General features: G+C 68.8%; 14 protein-coding genes. 8 read left to right on the top strand and 6 right to left on the bottom strand.

Features of this window, described 5'->3' with window-relative positions; all coding sequences use genetic code 11:
- Positions 1-21: 21 nt before the first annotated feature.
- A complete protein-coding gene (locus ABLE38_RS20090; RefSeq protein ID WP_348976031.1) occupies positions 22-672 on the bottom strand; it encodes a hypothetical protein in 651 nt (216 codons plus the stop codon).
- An 80-nt stretch (positions 673-752) separates the two neighbouring features.
- Here ABLE38_RS20090 and ABLE38_RS20085 point away from each other — a divergent pair, with 80 nt between their 5' ends.
- The 3 genes from ABLE38_RS20085 to ABLE38_RS20075 all read left to right on the top strand — a co-directional run bounded on the left by ABLE38_RS20085 (position 753) and on the right by ABLE38_RS20075 (position 3,977).
- A complete protein-coding gene (locus ABLE38_RS20085) occupies positions 753-2,288 on the top strand; it encodes an aminoacyl--tRNA ligase-related protein (RefSeq protein WP_348976030.1) in 1,536 nt (511 codons plus the stop codon).
- Positions 2,289-2,370: 82 nt separating this feature from the next.
- A complete protein-coding gene (locus tag ABLE38_RS20080) occupies positions 2,371-2,973 on the top strand; it encodes a TIGR02466 family protein (RefSeq protein WP_348976029.1) in 603 nt (200 codons plus the stop codon).
- Positions 2,970-3,977: a pectinesterase family protein gene (locus ABLE38_RS20075; protein ID WP_348976028.1), complete on the top strand. Its 1,008-nt coding sequence runs from the start codon at positions 2,970-2,972 to the stop codon at positions 3,975-3,977. Before ABLE38_RS20080 ends, ABLE38_RS20075 begins: the two co-directional genes overlap by 4 nt.
- A 271-nt stretch (positions 3,978-4,248) precedes the next feature.
- Here the strand turns inward: ABLE38_RS20075 and ABLE38_RS20070 are convergent, their stop codons facing one another.
- Both ABLE38_RS20070 and glpD read right to left on the bottom strand, forming a co-directional pair.
- Positions 4,249-4,581, bottom strand: a complete 333-nt coding sequence (locus ABLE38_RS20070) for a PilZ domain-containing protein (protein ID WP_348976027.1) — start codon at positions 4,579-4,581, stop codon at positions 4,249-4,251.
- A gap of 48 nt (positions 4,582-4,629) precedes the next feature.
- Positions 4,630-6,090, bottom strand: a complete 1,461-nt coding sequence (gene glpD / locus ABLE38_RS20065) for a glycerol-3-phosphate dehydrogenase (RefSeq protein WP_348976026.1) — start codon at positions 6,088-6,090, stop codon at positions 4,630-4,632.
- A 54-nt stretch (positions 6,091-6,144) separates the two neighbouring features.
- Here glpD and rnr point away from each other — a divergent pair, with 54 nt between their 5' ends.
- The 3 genes from rnr (at position 6,145) to ABLE38_RS20050 (ending at position 9,181) form a co-directional block, all read left to right on the top strand.
- The gene (gene rnr / locus ABLE38_RS20060; protein ID WP_348976025.1) at positions 6,145-8,385 is read left to right on the top strand and encodes a ribonuclease R; all 2,241 of its coding nucleotides are present in this window, start codon (positions 6,145-6,147) and stop codon (positions 8,383-8,385) included.
- A 68-nt stretch (positions 8,386-8,453) separates the two neighbouring features.
- A complete protein-coding gene (locus ABLE38_RS20055; RefSeq protein WP_348976024.1) occupies positions 8,454-8,870 on the top strand; it encodes a hypothetical protein in 417 nt (138 codons plus the stop codon).
- A complete protein-coding gene (locus tag ABLE38_RS20050) occupies positions 8,828-9,181 on the top strand; it encodes a hypothetical protein (protein WP_348976023.1) in 354 nt (117 codons plus the stop codon). Before ABLE38_RS20055 ends, ABLE38_RS20050 begins: the two co-directional genes overlap by 43 nt.
- On the opposite strand, the gene ABLE38_RS20045 is transcribed toward ABLE38_RS20050, so the two are convergent.
- A complete protein-coding gene (locus tag ABLE38_RS20045; RefSeq protein ID WP_348976022.1) occupies positions 9,170-10,339 on the bottom strand; it encodes a saccharopine dehydrogenase NADP-binding domain-containing protein in 1,170 nt (389 codons plus the stop codon). The genes ABLE38_RS20050 and ABLE38_RS20045 overlap by 12 nt on opposite strands.
- A 381-nt stretch (positions 10,340-10,720) precedes the next feature.
- Positions 10,721-11,164: a MarR family transcriptional regulator gene (locus ABLE38_RS20040; RefSeq protein WP_348976021.1), complete on the bottom strand. Its 444-nt coding sequence runs from the start codon at positions 11,162-11,164 to the stop codon at positions 10,721-10,723.
- A 134-nt stretch (positions 11,165-11,298) separates the two neighbouring features.
- Between ABLE38_RS20040 and ABLE38_RS20035 the strand changes: the two genes are divergently transcribed.
- Both ABLE38_RS20035 and ABLE38_RS20030 read left to right on the top strand, forming a co-directional pair.
- Positions 11,299-11,724, top strand: coding sequence for an organic hydroperoxide resistance protein (locus ABLE38_RS20035; protein WP_348976020.1), 426 nt, complete (start codon positions 11,299-11,301; stop codon positions 11,722-11,724).
- 161 nt (positions 11,725-11,885) lie between these two features.
- Positions 11,886-13,844: an ATP-binding protein gene (locus tag ABLE38_RS20030; RefSeq protein WP_348976019.1), complete on the top strand. Its 1,959-nt coding sequence runs from the start codon at positions 11,886-11,888 to the stop codon at positions 13,842-13,844.
- Between the two features lie 159 nt (positions 13,845-14,003).
- Here the strand turns inward: ABLE38_RS20030 and ABLE38_RS20025 are convergent, their stop codons facing one another.
- Complete coding sequence (locus ABLE38_RS20025; RefSeq protein ID WP_348976018.1) at positions 14,004-15,785, bottom strand: ABC transporter transmembrane domain-containing protein; 1,782 nt, start codon at positions 15,783-15,785, stop codon at positions 14,004-14,006.
- Positions 15,786-15,867: the final 82 nt, after the last annotated feature.

Genomic DNA, 15,867 nt, shown 5'->3' with positions numbered 1-15,867 from the left:
AGGGCGGTGCCGGGGGCAAGCCTAGAGCATCGCCGGATAGGCCTGCTCGAACTGCGTGTCGGGCAAGGCCGCGGTCCGCTTTAGTGCGTCCAGCCCCTCGGCGCAGGAAACGGGCTTGGGGGAAGGCGCGGGGATCATGCGGTCCACCGGCGTGTCGCGCGCCGCGGCGGCGGCCTGCCACAGCGCGATATTCTGCCGCAGGTAGCGCGCGCGCAGGTCGGGAGCGTACCAGTTCTCCCCCTCCAGCGGATCGGCGAAATAGGCCGCACAGCGCTCCGGCGAAGTCGCCGACAGCGCTTCGGCCAGCGCGATCTGGGTCGCCAGATAGGCCCGCAGTGCCCCCACCGGCGCCCGGGCCAGCTCGGGCGCGTGCCGCAGCGTCGCCTTGCTGATGAACGCGCCGGCGGTCTCCTGCACCTCGGCCGGCCCGCCGCCGTCGCGCGCCCGCGCGACCACTGCGGCGGTCAGCGCCTTGAACTCGTCGGGGAAGGTCTGCTTGATCGTCCGGCTCAGCGCCCCGCCGGGTTCGTCGGCGAGCAGCTCGCGCTCCACCGATGCCGGGTCGGTCAGCGGGTTGCTCGGGCCTGCGTGCCGAAACTGGGTGAGCGCCCAGGCCAGCGCGCCGATCGCCACCAGCACCAGCGCCAGAGTCCGCCACCGTCCGCTCACCATGTGCCTCCTTGAAACTGTGATGGTGCAATCAAGCGCGACTCCTCTTTGCCGCGTCAAGCTTTGCCGCTATCCGCGCGGTCATGATCAAGCATGCCCTCAGCGTCACCCGCGAAGCCAATTTCGCCGAATGGTACCAAGTCGTCATCACCGAGGCCGACATGGCCGAGGAAAGCGGCGTGCGCGGCTGCATGGTCATCCGGCCGTGGGGCTATGGCATCTGGGAGCGGATCCAGCGCCTGCTCGACGATCGCATCAAGGGTGCCGGGTACGACAACACCTATTTCCCGCTGTTCATCCCGCTATCCTATTTCGAGAAGGAGGCCGATCACGTCGAGGGCTTCGCCAAGGAGATGGCGGTGGTCACGCACCACCGGCTGATCGCCGACGGCAAGGGCGGGCTGATGCCCGATCCCAGCGCGAAGCTCGAGGAGCCGCTGATCGTGCGTCCCACCTCGGAGACGGTGATCGGCGCCGCGTTCAGCCGCTGGGTCCAGTCGTGGCGCGACCTGCCGGTGCAGATCAACCAATGGGCGAACGTCGTGCGCTGGGAGATGCGCACGCGCATGTTCCTGCGCACCAGCGAGTTCCTGTGGCAGGAGGGGCATGCCGCCTATGCCAGCGCCGAGCAGGCGCGCGAGGAGACGCTGAAGGCGCTCGAGATCTACCGCAGCTTCGCCGAGGATTGCGCGGCGATGCCGGTGGTCGCCGGCGAGAAGCCCGAGAATGAGCGCTTCCCCGGCGCCGTCTCGACCTATTCGATCGAGGCGATGATGCAGGACGGCAAGGCGCTCCAGGCGGGCACCAGCCACTTCCTCGGCACCACCTTCAGCCAGGCGCAGGACATCAAGTTCCAGAATTCGGAAGGCCAGCAGGAGCTCGCCCAGACGATCAGCTGGGGCATGTCCACCCGGATGATCGGCGGCATGATCATGACGCATGGCGACGACGACGGCCTGCGCGTGCCGCCGCGCATCGCGCCCTGGCAGGTCGCGATCGTGCCGATGCTGCGCGACAATGACGAGGACGCCGCGCTGATCGACTATTGCAAGTCGCTGCAGCAGGAACTCTCCGGGCTCAGCGCGTTCGGCGAGCCCGTGCGCGCGCTGCTCGATCTCAAGGCGATCAAGGCGGTCACCAAGCGCTGGGGCTGGATCAAGAAGGGCGCGCCGATCGTCGTCGAGGTCGGCGGGCGCGACATGGCCGGCGGCAATGTCTCGGTCACCGTCCGCACCGATCTCTACCGCGAGGACGGCAAGCTCAACTCGGCGATCGTGGCGCGCGACGCGTTCCTCGGCGACGTGGTTGCCACGCTCGAGGGCGTGCAGAAGACGCTGTTCGCCGAAGCCAGGGCGCGCACCGACGCGAACATCGTCCGCGACGTCACCGACTTCGCCGGGCTCGAGGCCTATTTCGAGAAGGCCGGCAAGTTCCCCGGCTGGGTCGAGGTCGAGTGGTCCAGGCCGAGCGGTGCCGATCTCGACAAGGTGGTCGAGCGGCTGAAGGCGCTCAAGCTCACCTTCCGCAACGTGCCGAGCGACGCAGCGCCGGCCACCGGCACCTGCATCTTCACCGGCGCGCCCGCGGTGGAGCGCATCCTCGTCGCTCGCGCGTACTAACTAACCGTCATCCCCGCCTTCGCGGGGATGACGAAAAGGGGTGCGCTTGCGCCTACCCCCGTTACCGGCGATAGCCCGCACCGTGCGCACGCTCTTCACCACCCAGCTCTACGAGCAGCCGCTCGGCGACGCCGAGCTCCTCGAGGCGCTGGAGGATTCGTGCCTCCAGCTTGCCGAGGACGACAGCGCCGGCCGCCGCTGGTGCCGCGAGCACAATTATCGCGGCTACACCAGCTACGCCTCGCTCGACGACCTGCCGATCCGCGACCCCAATTTCGCCGATCTCAAGCGGTTGCTCGACAAGCATGTCGCGAAGTTTGCCACGGCCTGCGCCTTCGATCTCGGCGGCAGGAAGCTCAAGCTCGACAGCCTCTGGGTCAATGTCCTCGACGGCAAGGGCGGACACAGCGCGCATATCCATCCGCACAGCGTCGTCTCGGGCACGCTCTACGTTGCGCTGCCCAAGGGGTCGCGCGGGTTGAAGCTCGAGGACCCGCGCCTGGCGATGATGATGGCCGCACCGCCGCGCCGCGAGGATGCGCCCGAGGCGCTGCAGAGCTTCGTCGAGATCGTGCCCGAGCCCGGCACCGTGCTGCTCTGGGAAAGCTGGCTCCGCCACGAAGTCCCGCCCGGCTCCGGCAAGGAGCAGCGGATCAGCATAAGCTTCAACTATCGCTGGGGATGACCGGCCGGCGCGCCTTCCTCGCCGGTGCGCTGGCGCTGCCGGTCGCGGCCCGGGCGCGCGGGGCGGAGCATTGGGACGCGGTGGTCGATCCCGCCACCGGCACGCTCGGCGCGGCACTGGCGCAGGCCGAGCGGGCAGGGCGGCCGTTCCGGATCCTGCTCAAGCCCGGCCTCTTCACCGAAAAGCTCGTGGTCCGCGCGCCCGGCGTCACGCTCCAGGGCTCGGAGGGCACGGTGATCGAATATGGTACCGCCAGCGGCACGCCCAAGCCCGGCGGCGGCACTTGGGGTACCGGCGGTTCGGCCACGCTAACCATCGCCGCGCCGAACGTCACGCTGCGCGACCTCATCGTCAGCAACAGCTTCGACTATATCGGCGCCCGGCGCGACGGCGCGGGCAATGGCGCGCAGGCGGTGGCGCTGGCGATCGGCCGCGAGGCGGACCGCACGACCGTCGATCGCTGCGTGCTGCTCGGCTATCAGGACACCTTCTACCTGCAGGCGCGCAGCCTGGTCACCGACACCAAGATCGTCGGCGGGGTGGACTTCATCTTCGGCGGCGCCGCGGCCTGGTTCCAGGGCTGCGAGATCGTCACCCGCTATGTGCCGAATGCCGAGGGCTTCGGCTATGTCGCCGCGCCCAGCACCCCCGCTGCGCAGGAATTCGGCCTGGTCTTTTCGGACTGCAAGCTGATGCGCGAGAACGGCGTGCCCGACCATTCGGCGTTTCTCGGCCGCCCCTGGCGCGCCGGCGGCAACATGGCGCTGCTCGGCCAGGCGGCGTTCCTGCGCTGCTATCTCGACGCGCATATCCGCCGCGAGGGCTGGACCTGGATGGGCTACAAGGGCCCGGACGGCGACCCGCGCCGCCTGACCCCGCAGGAAGCGCGGCTCTACGAGTTCGCCAACCGCGGCGGCGGTGCCGGCGCCGCCGGCGAGGACCGCAAGCTGCTGACCGCGGAACAGGCGAAGCGCTTCACCCGGGCGAACGTGATCGGGTTCTAGCCTAAGTTCTAGCCTAATCAGCATCCCCATTGCATCGTCATCCCCCGCCTTCGCCGGGATGACGGCGCTGGGACGAATGGCTTGCAATGTAGGATTTCGCCTGCTTCCCTCGCTCGGCCGGAAGCAATTCCGCCGCTCTTTCCACTGTTGGAAATATAGGGAAAGCCGCGCGCAATTCTGTTGCGAAAGGCCGGGGTTCGGGCCGGGCGCCGCTCGCCATTGGTGCGGCCTTCGTGACTTTCCGCGCGCGACTCATGCCGCACGTGTAGGATCAGCAGATCACCAGGGTCAGCTGCCGCACTAGGCTGCGCTCGATCGGGTCGTCGAACCGGCAGCCGATATGCGCGCCGTCGTTCCACACCACCGTGGCGGGCACGGGCTGGTCGCCGCGCAGGCTCAGCCATACCTTCTCGCCTTCGCCGTGCGGCGCGGTGCAGGCCAGCCGGCAGCCATAGACGGAGAGGTCGTGAAGCATCGCCTCGACGGGCTTGTTGCCGCGCTTGGTCAGCGTGGCGCGGGTGACCAGGATACGGTGACGCGGCGCCGCGCGCTGTTCGACCAGCGCGGGTACCACGGCCCGATATTGGGAGAATTTGGTCGCCATTCTCTCTCCACCCCGCGGCGAAACTGCCTCGGGAGGTTTAAGAAGGACTTAAAGCCCGTTAGCGCTAACGGACTCGCCCAATATCGCCTCGACCTTCGCCGCCAGCTCGGGCCCGGCATGCAGCCCGAGTTTGGAGCGCCGCCACAGCACGTCCTCGGCGGTGCGCGCCCATTCATGGTCGCGCATCCAGCGGACCTCGGTGGCGGTGAGGCCCGCGCCCAGGTCTTCGCCGATGTCGGTCACGCCGCGCAGCATGTCGCCCAGGCAGCAGCCATAGGCGTGCGCCATCCGCGTCGCCCGCGCATCGCCCAGGAACGGCCAGCGCGCCCTGGCCTGGGCCACCCATTTGTCGAGGTCGGCGATCGCGCCGCCGGGAAACACCCGCGCCCGCGTCATCGGCTCGACTTCGGCGCCTAGCGCCGGTCCGATCCTGGCCAGCGCCTCCTCGGCCAGCGCCCGCGCCGTGGTGATCTTGCCGCCGAAGATCGACAGCAAGGGCGGGCCGTCGCGGTCGAGCTCGAGCACATAGTCGCGCGTCACCGCCTGCGCCTTGGCCGCGCCGTCATCGTGCAGCGGGCGCACGCCGGACCAGGCCCAGACGATGTCCTGCGCGGTGACCTGGCGGGTGAAATAGCGGTTCGCTGCCTCGAGCAGGTAGAGCTTCTCCTCCTCGGAGCAGATCGCGTCCTCGGGCCGATCGACCTGGATGTCGGTCGTGCCGATCTCGGTGAATTCGCCTTCATAGGGGACGGCGAAGACGATCCGCCGGTCGGGCTGCTGGAGGATATAGGCATGGTCGCCGTCGAACAGCTTGGGGACGACGATGTGGCTGCCCTTGACCAGCCGGACCTGCGAATGATTAGCGATAGCCAGCGTGTCGAGCAGCTGTTTCACCCAGGGGCCGGCGGCATTGACCAGCCCGCGCGCCTCGATCTTGCGCCCGTCGGAAAGCGCGGCGCGCCACGTTGCGCCCTCCCGCCGGGCGGCCAGCAACGCCGTCCGCGTGGCGATCTCGGCGCCGTGCGCGGCGGCATCGACGGCGTTGGCGAGCGTGAGCCGGGCGTCGTCGACCCGGCAGTCCGAATAGACGAAGCCGCGATGCGTGCCGGCCAGCGGATCGGTATAGGCCCGGTCGCCCTTGCGCAGCCCGCGCGAGCGCGGCAGCGAGGTGCCGCCGGCGAGCAGGTCGTAGAGGTGGAGGCCGAGCCGCACCATCCACCAGGGCCGCACCGAATGGGCATGCGGCAGCACGAAGGTGAGCGGGCGGATCAGGTGCGGCGCGGCGTCGAGCAGCCGCTCGCGCTCGTGCAGCGCCTCGCGGACCAGGCGGAACTCATAGGTCTCGAGATAGCGCAGGCCGCCATGGATCAGCTTGGTCGAGGCGCTGCTGGTATGCCCGGCGAGGTCGTCCTTCTCGACGAGCAGCACGCTGAGCCCGAGCAGCGCGGCCTCGCGGGCGATCGCGCACCCGTTGATGCCGCCGCCGACGATCAGAAGGTCATATGTCACGCCGGCAGGTTATTGCGTTGGCAGGCCGCCCGCGAGTCCCTATCTTGGGGGTCAATGGCAAAAACCAAGATCAAAGCTGGACTGCCCACGCGGCAGCAGATTCTCGAATTCATCACTCGTTCCGACACCCCGGCCGGCAAGCGCGAGATCGCCAAGGCCTTCGGGCTCCACGGACAGGACAAGATCCTGCTCAAGGCCCTGCTCAAGGACATGAGCGACGAGGGGCTGATCGACGTCGCCCCCGGCCGCGCCTTCCATAAGATGGGCGGCATTCCCAAGGTCACCGTGCTGCGCATCACCGATGCGGACGGCGACACGACCTGGGCGGTACCCGAAAGCTGGGAGGCTGAGGGCATCCCCGTGCCACGCCTGCGCGTCCGCGAGCAGCGCGGCAAGCGCTCGGCGCTGGCGATCGGCGACCGCATCCTGGCGCGCACCGAGGAAGCCGGCAACGGCTGGATCGCCCATCCGATGAAGAAGCTCGCCCGCGGCGAGGAACTGATGCTCGGCGTGCTCAAGGAAGAGGCCGGGCGGCTCTGGCTGCAGGGCGTCGAGAAGAAGGAGCGGCGCAACTGGATGGTCTCCGACGCCGGCGGCGCCGAGGTCGGCGACCTGGTGCTGGCCGAGAAGACCGGCCGGCCGCCGCGGATCACCGCCAAGGTGGTCGAGCGGCTCGGCGATCCCTTCGCCCCGCGCAGCTTCTCGCTGATCGCGATCCACCGGCACGGCATCCCCAATGTCTTCTCCGAGGATCTGCTCGAAGAGGCCGAGCGGGTGTCGAAGCTCGACCTCGGCAAGCGCGAAGACCTTCGCCACTTGCCGATCGTCGCGATCGATCCCGCCGATGCCCGCGACCATGACGACGCGGTCTGGGCTGCGCCCGACGACGACCCCAAGAACGAAGGCGGCTGGAAGGCCGTGGTCGCCATCGCCGATGTCAGCTTCTACGTCCGCCCTGGCTCGGAACTGGACCGGGAGGCCCGCAAGCGCGGCAACTCGGTCTATTTCCCCGACCGCGTCGTGCCGATGCTGCCCGAGATCCTCTCGGCCGAAGTCTGCTCGCTGAAGGAAGGCGAGGACCGCGCGGCGCTGGCCTGCCATCTCCAGATCGGCAAGCATGGCGAACTCAAATCCTGGCGTTTCACCCGCGCCGTGGTCAGCATCGCGGCGAACATCGCCTATGAGGATGCGCAGGCGGCGATCGACGGCAAGATCGAGCACCCGCTGACCGAGACGGCGCTGCGGCCGCTCTGGGGCTGCTGGGCGGCGCTCAACAAGGCGCGCGACAAGCGCGAGCCGCTCGACCTCGATCTGCCCGAGCGGCGGATCGTGCTCGACGAGATGGGCCGCATCCTCTCGGTGGCGCCGCGCGAGCGCCTCGATGCGCACAAGCTGATCGAGGACTATATGATCGCGGCCAATGTCGCCGCGGCCAAGGCGCTGGAAGCGAAGAAGGCGCCGGTGATGTACCGCATCCACGAGCCGCCGGCGCGTGAGAAGCTTGTCGCGCTGCGCGAGTATCTCAAGACCTTCGGGGTCGAGTTCGCGCTGGGGCAGGTGATCAAGCCGGCGACCTTCAACCATATCCTGAAGCGGGTGGGGGAGAGCGATTTCCGCGAACAGGTGATGCAGCAGGTGCTGCGCAGCCAGATGCAAGCGTCGTACGGGCCGGCCAACCACGGCCATTTCGGCCTGTCGCTGGGCAGCTATGCGCACTTCACCTCGCCGATCCGCCGCTATGCCGACCTGATCGTCCACCGCTCGCTGGTCCAGGCCTATGACCTCGGGCCGGGCGGGCTGACGCAGGACGAGGCCGCGACGATGGAGCGGATCGGCGAGAGCATCTCCAGCCTCGAGCGGCGGGCGATGGAGGCCGAGCGGGAGACGATCGACCGCTATGTCGCCGCCTATCTCGCCAACCATGTCGGCGAGATACTGGAGGCACGGATCACCGGGGTGCAGAGCTTCGGCTTCTTCGCCACGGTGGACGGCGTCGGCGGCGACGGGCTGGTCGCGGCGCGGGACCTGGGGACGGAGTATTTCCGCTACGACGAGGCCGGACAGCGGCTGGTCGGCGACGAGAGCGGCGACGAATTCACCATCGGCATGCGGCTCCAGCTGCGGCTGGTGGAGGCCAATCCGGTCTCCGGGGCGCTGCGCTTCGAGCTGCCCGACGGCAAGGGCTCGGCCGGACCCTCGCCCTTCCAGCGGGACCGGGTCCACAAGGGCCGGCCCCGTCCCATCAAGCGGCGTGGCCGGCCGGGCAACATCCGGCACGACAGCAAGCGGCGCTGATCGGGTCGATTGACCCGAACCGGTGCGGCTCTATGCTTCGGCGACCACATTCCGGGGGAATCGACCAGATGTTGAAGCCGTTCATCCTCGCCCTGGCGCTTACCGCTGCGCCGGCGCTGCCCGTCGCCGCGCAGACCGCGCCGGCACCCGCCGCCCAGGCCAAGCCGACCGCCGCCGAGTTCGCCAAGAACATGCAGGGCGCCGTCGGCCAGACCTTCGAGGGGGGCATCATCCTCAAGGACATCACCTCAGAAGCGAACACGCTGGTGCTCCTCGTCGACGGCCCCGCCGGCTGGCGCACCGGCCTGACCCCGGTTGACATCTCCAACGCCCTGGTCGGCGGCTTCTGCACCACCGCGCCGCAATTCTTCACCACCGGCGTGACCATGCGGGTCGACTCGCTCGACGGCGGCAAGCTGGTCAAGGGGCCGGTGACCGCCAAGTGCCCGCCGGCACCGCCCGCCGCGCCGGCCGCGCCGAAGTGATCGCTTCCAACGCTCCGGTGACCATCGGGGCGTTGGCCGTGCGGGCGCGGCGGCGGATCCGCGCCCATTTCTTTGCCCAGCACGCCGTGACCGCCGAGGAGGCGGTGCCGTTCGTGCCCCAGCGCCGCATCGAGTGCACCCAGTTCGAGCGCATGCTCGGCAAGGGCATCGTCCGGGAGGCCGGGCCGGGCCGCTACTGGTTCGACCTGGCCGCCTTCCGGAAGGACCAGGACCGCACCCGCGCCTTCCTGGTCCCGATCGTCATCACCCTCTGCCTGCTCGTCGCCGGGCTGATCACCTTACTCTACTGAGAAGCTGAGCCCGGCATGGGCCTCTAGCCGCTTGACCAGCGGCTCGGGCATCAGCCCCCCTGCGGTCCAGATGCCGCCCCTGCCCTCGGCGGGCACATCCTCGATCAGGCAGAGCGCGCTTTCGGCGATCATCTTGCTCGTCGAGCCATAGCCGGGATCCCTGTCGCCCTTCACCACCGCGGTCAGCCGCCCGCCGCCGGGCATCTCGGCGATGAAGGCGAGGTCGTAATAGCCGGTCTCGCGCTCCTCCTTGCTCGGCCCCTCGCCGGGAGCCGGGCCCTTGTCCGACGCCATCGGGTTGAACTTGGCGAGCGCTTCCGCCGCCGCCTTGCCGACTTCGCCGAGGCCGGGGACGACCAGCATCTCGTCATACTCGAAATCGGCGCCATAGGGCTGGCCGGCCAGGAAGTTCGAGCGGTGGACGTTCTTGGTGTTGATCACCGCCATCATGAACGGCGCCACCCAGGCATCGACCGCCGCGTCATGATAGGGGAGCATGCCGTTCGGCTGCTTCGGCCCCTCGAACCCGGGCGTGAGGGCGAAGGGATCGACCATCAGCTTGAGGATCGAGGGATCCTTGGCCGCCGCGGCCATCGACGCCTTGCCGCTGGCGAAGGTGCCGCCGGAGAAGGTGCCCTTCATCGCGCGCACCCGGCCCTTCACGCGCGGCGCCGGCTTGCCGAAACGAGCGATCGCCGCCTGCTGCACGGTCCAGACGCCCAGGTCGAAGGGGATCGAATCGAAGCCGCAGGAGAAGACGATCCGCGCGCCGCTGGCCTGGGCGGTCGCCTCGTACTTGCGGATCATCTGGCCCATCCAGGCGGGCTCGCCGCACAGATCGACATAGGCAGTGCCGGTCTCGGCACAGGCGGCGAGCAGCGCCTCGCCATGGAGCTGGTACGGGCCGACCGTGGTGATCACCACGGTGGCGCGGGACACCATCGCCTTGAGGCTGGCGGGATCATCGGCATTGGCGGTGAGCAGCGGGGTGGACGCGGGCGCGCCGATCTCGTCACGGACCTCCTCGAGCTTGGTCAGCGAGCGGCCGGCCATCGCCCATTTGGTCGCCGGATAATGGGCGGCGAGATATTCGGCGACGAGGCGGCCGGTGAAGCCGGTGGCTCCGTACACGATGATATCGAATTCGCGGTCTGCCATTTGCCGGGTTCCTGCTCCTCGACGTTCAACCGATCGGTTGAGCGATTCATTGATTCCGTTGACTCGCTTCTTTGTATCGTTGGGAGAGCGGCGGCGGGCCGATCCCCCGCATGATGGCCGATGCGAGCCGAATCACTGAAGCAGGGAAAATCCTACATTGGAAGAGGCGGTATGGAGAAGCTTCATATTCTCCATAGCCGGCCCGATCTTGCTCCCCTCCCTGCAAGGGAGGGGCCGGGGGTGGGTTGCGACCCCGGCGAAGGCCGGGGGAGCCCAGCCAGGCGGTAGCGGAAAACAGAAAAGGCCGGGCATCGAGCCCGGCCTCTTCTAACCCACCCCTAACCCCTCCCTTGCAGGGAGGGGAATCGAATCGATGCCGCCTTAGCCCTGATCCCGCGTCTCGCGCAGGGCGTTCCACAGCTTCTTCACCTCCTGATTGAGGCCGCCCAGTTCTTCGCCCTTCATGCCCGAGCGCTCGAGCAGTGCCTCGGCGAGGCAGCCACAGGCTTCGCGCATGCCGGCGCCGCGCGGAGTGAGGCGAACCTGGACCTGGCGCTCGTCCTGCGGATTGCGCTCGCGGGTGACGAAGCCGGCGGCCTCGAGCCGCTTCACCAAGGGCGTGATCGTGCTCGATTCGAGCGCCAGCCGATCGGCGATCGCGCCGACGGTGCGGCCGTCCTGCTCCCACAGCGCGTGGAGCACGAGATATTGCGGATAGGTGATGCCGAGCTCGTCCAGCATCGGCTTGTAGGCGCGGGTGATCGCCATGCTCGTCGCGTAGAGCGAGAAGCAGAGCTGATCGTCGAGGGGCATCGCGGCGGGCATCGTCGTCTCCTGGCCAGGGCCAATATCACAGGAACATATATCGCGATAAATAATTCGCTGGACAAGCCCCGACTCATCGCCTAGAGAATAGATATCGCGATAATGTTTATCGCAATGCAATTGAGGAGAACCCCATGTCGGTCAACGTCCTGTACAGCACCCGCGCCACCTCCACCGGCGGCCGCGACGGCGAATCCCGCAGCGAGGACGGGCGCTTCACTGCCAAGCTCGCGACTCCGAAGGAGCTCGGCGGCGCCGGCGGCGAGGGCACCAACCCCGAGCAGCTGTTTGCCGCGGGCTATTCGGCCTGCTTCATCGGCGCGCTCAAGGTCGCCGGGCAGCAATTGAAGCTGAAGGTGCCGGCGGAAACCACGGTGACCGCGACGGTGGGCATCGGGCCGCGCGCAGCGGGCGGCTTCGGCATCACCGCGGACCTGGAAATCAGCCTGCCGGGCGTCGAGCGCGCCGATGCCGAGAAGCTGGTCGAGGCGGCGCACCAGATCTGCCCCTATTCGAACGCGACCCGCAACAACATCGATGTTGGCCTGACCATCGCCTGAAGCTGACACGCAATCGCGCTGCCGGCCCGCAAATTACGGAACCTCCGCATTTTTCCGGGCTGGCAGCTAATCTATGCAAGCGTGAAGGAACGAGTGGATATGGTAAAGCGCTCCTAAGCGACGTGCCGATGGGGCGACCGGTGGGCCGGTGAAAGGAAGCGATGGCTATCGCGAGGGCGGAGGGAGTCGAGACGGCAAGAAGCGCGGCGGCCCATCGCTGGTCGACGGGGCTGTTCGTCGTCTCGCTGGTGCCGCCCTTGTTCGTGCTGATCGGCTGGACCTTCGGCATCCCGCTGCTGCGCGGCGCGGGGAACCCCCATTATTCAGTGATGCCGCTCGCGGCATTGCTGTTCCTTCTGGTGGCGCTTGGCGGGCTGCTGGCGCATCGCGAAATGCGGCGCGCCGCCCGCATCGTCACGGGCGTGACGCTCGGCCTGCTCGGCCTGCTGGCGCTGCGCTACCTCGTGCATCTCGATCTCGGCGTGGAGCGGCTGTTCTTCTACCGCCAGGTGATCGCGCTCAACGTGCTCAACCGCGGCTTCCCGGGCACCGGCGCGATCAGCGTGATGGTGCTGGACTGCCTGGCGATCCTGCTGGTCACGCGCCAGGCCGCCTTGCCGCGCACCTGGGCGCTGCTGCTCGCCAGCACGAGCATCGGCCTGACCGCGCTGACCGCGACGATGATGCTGATCGACAGCCCCGCGCTGATCGCGCCGACCTTCATCGGCCGATCGATCACCACTGCCGTGCCCAATTTCCTGCTCGCCGTCGCGATCCTGCTCCATGTGCTGAGCGGGCGGCAGGAAAGCGAGCTCGACTTCGAATATCGGCTGTTCCGGCGGCTCTCGCCGGCGATCGTCATGCTGCCGGTCTTCCCCTCGCTGCTCGCGCTGCTCACCGTGGGCGGCGACCTGCTGAGCCTCAACGAGGCGCAGTTCGTGGTGGTGGCGTGCAACATTCTGATCGTCTCGCTGCTGCTCACCATCGGGCTGCGCAGCGCGCGCCAGCAGAGCGAGACGGTGCGGCTGCGCGAGGAGCAGCTGCGCTCGATCCTGGCCGGGGTGCCCGATGCGGTGATCATCATCGATCGCGAAGGCCGCTCGAAGGAGTTCAGCGCCGCCGCGGGGCAGCTGTGGCGGCTGGCGCCCGGCACGCCGCCGGGATGCGACATGGCGGACTATCTCGGCGACCGCGAAGGGGCGAAGCTGGCGAGCCTGCTCGCCGAGGGCCAGGCCGAATTCATGCTTACCGGGGAGGGGGTGCGCGCCGACGGCACACGCTTTCCGCTCGAGCTGCGCGGCGCGGCGTTCAAGGGCATCGACGACGAGACCTGCTTCACGCTGTTCGCCCGCGACCTGTCCGAGAAGCTGGCCGCCGAGCAGCACATGGCCAAGCTCGGTGCGCAGCTGGCGCATGTGTCGCGCCACAACGCGATGGGCGAGCTGGCCGCCGACCTGGCGCACGAGCTCAACCAGCCGCTGACCGCGGCGATCAACTATCTCTCGGCGGTAGGCTTCCTGCTCAGCCAGCGCGGCGACGAGAGCAGCGCGCCCGAGATGGTGACCCAGGCGCGAAGCCAGGTGGCGCGGGCCGGCGAGATCATCCGCCGGATGCGCGATTTCGCCCAGCACCGCGACGTGGAGAAGCGCGCCGAGCCGCTGGTGCCGATGATCCACGACGCGCTGCAGCTGGTGCTCGCCGGCACCGGCGGACACGATGTCGAGATCGAGCTGGCGGTGAAGCCGGAGAATGTCCGCGTCTTCGTCGACCGCATCCAGTTCCAGCAAGTGGTGGTCAACCTGCTGCGCAACGCCGTGGAAGCGATCCGATCGAGCGAGCGCGGGAGCGGCCGGATTACGATCGCGGCGACCCAGTCCGATCCCGAATGGGTGGAGCTGCAGCTATGCGATGACGGGCCGGGCGTGCCCGAGGCGATCCTCGACCAGCTGTTCGAGCGCTTCACCTCGACCAAGGCGGGGGCGGGGATGGGCGTGGGCCTGTCGATCTCGCGGCGGATCATCGAGGCGCATGGCGGCACGATGAGCGCGTTCAACCGCGACGAAGGCGGCGCGACCTTCCGCTTCACGCTGCCCGCGGTGGTGAAGAGCGTGTTCGATTGAGGGTGCTCCTCTCCCTGCAAGGGAGGGGCCGGGGATGGGTTGCGACCCCGGCGAAGGCCGGGGGAGCCCAGCCAGCCGGTAGCCGGGTAGAAAAGGCCGGGGCATCGAGCCCCGGCTTTTCTGACCCACCCCTAACCCCTCCCTTGCAGGGAGGGGAAGTTACGCCGCGTCGTTGAACTGGAGCGCGGCCAGCCGGGCATAGAGGCCGCCGCGGGCGACCAGCTCGGCATGGGTGCCGGTCTCGACGATCTGCCCTTCGTCCATCACGATGATCCGGCCGGCGGCGCGCACGGTGGCGAGGCGGTGGGCGATCACCAGCGTCGTGCGGTTCTCCATCAGCCGGTCGAGCGCGTCCTGGACCAGCCGCTCGCTCTCGGCATCGAGCGCGGAGGTGGCCTCGTCGAGCAGCAGGATCGGGGCGTCGCGGAGCAGCGCGCGGGCGATGGCGATGCGCTGGCGCTGGCCGCCCGAGAGGCGCGCGCCGGCTTCGCCGAGAAAGGTATCGAGGCCCTGGGGCAGCTCGCGCAGGAACTCTGCGGCATTGGCGGCCTCGGCGGCGGCCCAGATCTGGTCGTCGCTAGCGTCCCAGGCGCCGTAGCGCAGATTGTCGCGCGCCGAGGCGCCGAAGATCACCGTCTCCTGCGGGACCATCGCCATGCGGGCGCGGATCTCGGCGGGGTCGGCGTCGCGGACCGGCACCCCGTCGACTCGCACCTCGCCGCTGTCGACATCGTAGAAGCGCTGGAGCAGCTGGAAGAGCGTCGACTTGCCGGCGCCCGAGGGACCGACGACGGCGACGGTCTCGCCCGGGCGGACCTCGAGCGAGAAGTCGCTGAGCGCGGAGACTTCGGGGCGGGTCGGGTAGCGGAAGCCGACATGGTCGAAGGCGATCGCGCCCTGGGGCGGCTGGGGCAGCGCGACCGGGCTCGCCGGGGCGGCGATGTCGGGCTGTTCCTGGAGCAGCTCGGCCAGGCGGCTGGCGGCGCCCGAGGCGCGCAGCAGGTCGCCATAGACTTCGGTCAGCGTGCTGAACGAGCCGGTGACCAGGCCGGCGGTGAGCACGAAGGCCATGATCGAGCCGCCCGAGGCGCGGCCGGCGGCGACGTCGGCGACGGCGGCCCAGACGATGAGGACGATCGCGGAGAACAGCGCGCCGATCACCAGCGCGGTCATGATCGCGCGCAGGCCGAAGCGGCGCTTGCCGGCCTCGAAGGTGCGGGTGACGGCGCCTTCGAAGCGCTCGCCCTCGCGCCGCTCCTGGCCGAACGCCTGGACGATGCGCATCGCGCCGAGCGTCTCCGAGGCGATCGAGCCGACATCGGCGACGCGGTCCTGGCTGTTGCGCGAGAGCTGGCGGACACGGCTGCCCAGCCAGACGATCGGCAGGATGGTTACGGGAATGCCGACGACGAGATAGGCGGCGATCTTGGGCGAGAGCGCGAACAGGTAGATCACCCCGCCGGCACCGGTGAGCAGGTTCCGGAGCGCCATCGAGACGGTCGAGCCGACGACCTGCTCGACGATCGCGGTATCGGCGGTCAGCCGCGAGGCGATCTCGGAGGGGCGGTTCTCCTCGAACCATTTGGGCGGCAGGCGCAGCAGGTTGCGGTGGACCGCGACGCGCAGGTCCGCGACGGTGCGCTCGGCGAGCCAGGAGACGAAGTAGAAGCGGATCGCGGTGAACAGCGCGAGCGCGAGGACGACGAGCAGCAGCCCCTCGAAATAGATGCCGATCCGGCTGGTGTCCGCCCCGGCGGCGAAGCCGTGGTCGACGATCTTCTGGAAGGTGCGCGGAATCAGCAGCGTCGTCACCGAGGAGCCGATCAGCGCGACGATCGCGATCAGCAGCTGGAGCGGATAGCGCCGGGTGAAGCTCCAGATGACGAGCAGGTTGGACAGCTTGCGCTTGGGCGGTGCCGGGGGCGTGACGGGATCGGCCATGCGCGGCGGACTAGCGCGATTGCGCGGGGAGGGGAACCGTCCTTTGCCGGTGCGCGCGCATGGGTGATTCACCCAAATTCCA

Origin of the sequence: Sphingomonas sp. KR3-1 (genome assembly GCF_040049295.1) — a bacterium.
GTDB lineage: Bacteria > Pseudomonadota > Alphaproteobacteria > Sphingomonadales > Sphingomonadaceae > Sphingomonas.
The sequence above is the reverse complement of the archived record's forward strand: the minus strand, read 5'-3'. Positions and strand labels throughout refer to the sequence as shown.